Annotated in this window: 2 protein-coding genes; both read left to right on the forward strand. The window is 40.8% G+C overall.

Annotation, left to right across the window (positions count from 1 at the left end; translation table 11 throughout):
• On the forward strand, positions 1–1,105 hold a 1,105-nt coding region (locus GS398_RS22110), incomplete at its 5' end, for an RHS repeat domain-containing protein (RefSeq protein ID WP_160909022.1).
• A complete protein-coding gene (locus GS398_RS22115) occupies positions 1,102–1,800 on the forward strand; it encodes a hypothetical protein (protein WP_160909023.1) in 699 nt (232 codons plus the stop codon). The genes GS398_RS22110 and GS398_RS22115, both read left to right, overlap by 4 nt.
• The last annotated feature ends 200 nt before the right edge of the window (positions 1,801–2,000 follow it).

Genomic DNA, 2,000 nt, shown 5'->3' on the forward strand with positions numbered 1-2,000 from the left:
GCGCAAAACAAGTTCAACGACCGGAACCACTGATTACATCGGCGGCATCCATTACGGCACCGTCAGCGGGAACTATGTGATCAATTTCATCCAAACCGAAGAAGGCCGTGCCGTGCGCCAATCCGATAACAGTTACAAGTACGAATACAATCTCACCGATCATTTAGGAAACGTTAGAAAAAGCTTCGATATTTATGCCGGAGCCGCAAGGGTGATCCAGTCCGATGATTACTATCCCTTCGGGATGCAGAAGGCGGGGACGGTGCCGGGGAATGCGAATAAGTATCTGTATAATGGGAAGGAAATGCAGGAGGAATTGGGGCAGTATGATTATGGGGCCAGGTTCTATGATCCGGTGATTGGGAGGTGGAATACAGTGGATCTTCTTGCAGAGAACAATCGACGATGGTCACCTTATAATTACACTATAAACAATCCAGTAAGATTTGTTGATCCGGATGGAAGAGACTGGTTAGACCCCAAGAAAGATCAGGAAATTGCTGATAGATTACAAGCCGGTCTTAGTGCAAGGTTGACAACCGAGCAGAGTAACCTAAAGGGTGCTACTAAAACAATGTCGCGTATAGAAGCCAAAATCGCGAAAGACGGTACTTCAGCTAAACTCGAAAAACAATTGCAGTCAACTCGTGATGAGATTGGTGCAATTAACGCTACTATATCTGATTTGCAAAGTTCTTCTCGAGAGATAACAGAAATGGGCAATACGATGGCTCAAAAATTCACATTTAAAGAAATTACAGGGGAGGTTGGCGGTACGGAAATAGTGAAAGGAGTAATAACCATGAGCATAACTGGTGATGTAAATGGTATACATGAAGCCGCGCATGGTTACCAGCGATTTAAAGGTAACGAAACAACCGAGAGCAATAGATGGAAGCTAGAAATACTGCCATATCAACGCCAGTTCGCGTTTGATGCTTCATCGGTTACAAATCGAGTGCCGTCAATCTTTGGCTCACCATCCTCAAGAAGTGAAATCACGGAAAAATGGGTATCTGGAATACACGGCAGCTCTGGCGATTTTATTTATTCGCCGGGAGTACCTACAAAGTCGTTGAGAGAATTTTGGAAAGACAAACAATGAAAAACTTACTAATTGCAATCTCATTAACTTCAATACTGGCGCTCCAGTCGTGTTCGGCTATGAAGGATATTACAGGGAAATATTCATCAAAATACTATGAACACTTTTTGAAACTCAACTTGGATTCGACATTCAAATACGAATTCAGGTCGTTTCATATGTATGCACAATCATCTGGCAAATGGCTTCGTACCGGGAAGAAGAAATTGTTGTTAAGCAGTAATATAAAAACGACAATTGTGCCAGTGAAAATGGATGTACTAAACGCTCGTTATAATTCGCTATCGATTAATATAAACACATCTGCATCGCTTGAAAGTGAGAATTATCGATGCCAGATTTATTTAGATGACTCGCTGTTTACTATCAGAAGAGCCGATTCATTATCAGAGTTCAAGCTGGAGCACTTACCACGGGAAATTTATCTAAAATTTACGTTTGACCCTAAAATCAGCACCTCAAATCTGGTATCACCGGCTGTTATTACCGAAAAGTTAAACATAGATAAATCACAGCAACCTATGTCGATCAAGCTTAATATAGACCTTCCGGGTGCCTTTTTCTACTACAAGCCCTTTAATCATGAGCTTGTTAAAATAAAGAGAAATTCAGTAGCATTTTATAATTCCTATAAACGGAAGTGGGAAGCCATCCCAAAGGTTACCGATAGCGTGAATATATTTATCAGGGATTGAAACAGTCAACCCTGTTACTTAAATAAATTAGATGTTAGAAGAAGGATTGGCACAGGATTAAATACAAGCGCCTGGTATAACAACTTCGCTATAATACGTACCGGCAGGCCAAGTTTCAGCTATGCAAACGTGCCTATTTAATTTAATTTTGATAGTACAATCATAGCTGTAAAAATAGAAACAGTAACCCATTCCTATCT

The organism is Hufsiella ginkgonis (genome assembly GCF_009834915.1).
Classification (GTDB): domain Bacteria; phylum Bacteroidota; class Bacteroidia; order Sphingobacteriales; family Sphingobacteriaceae; genus Hufsiella; species Hufsiella ginkgonis.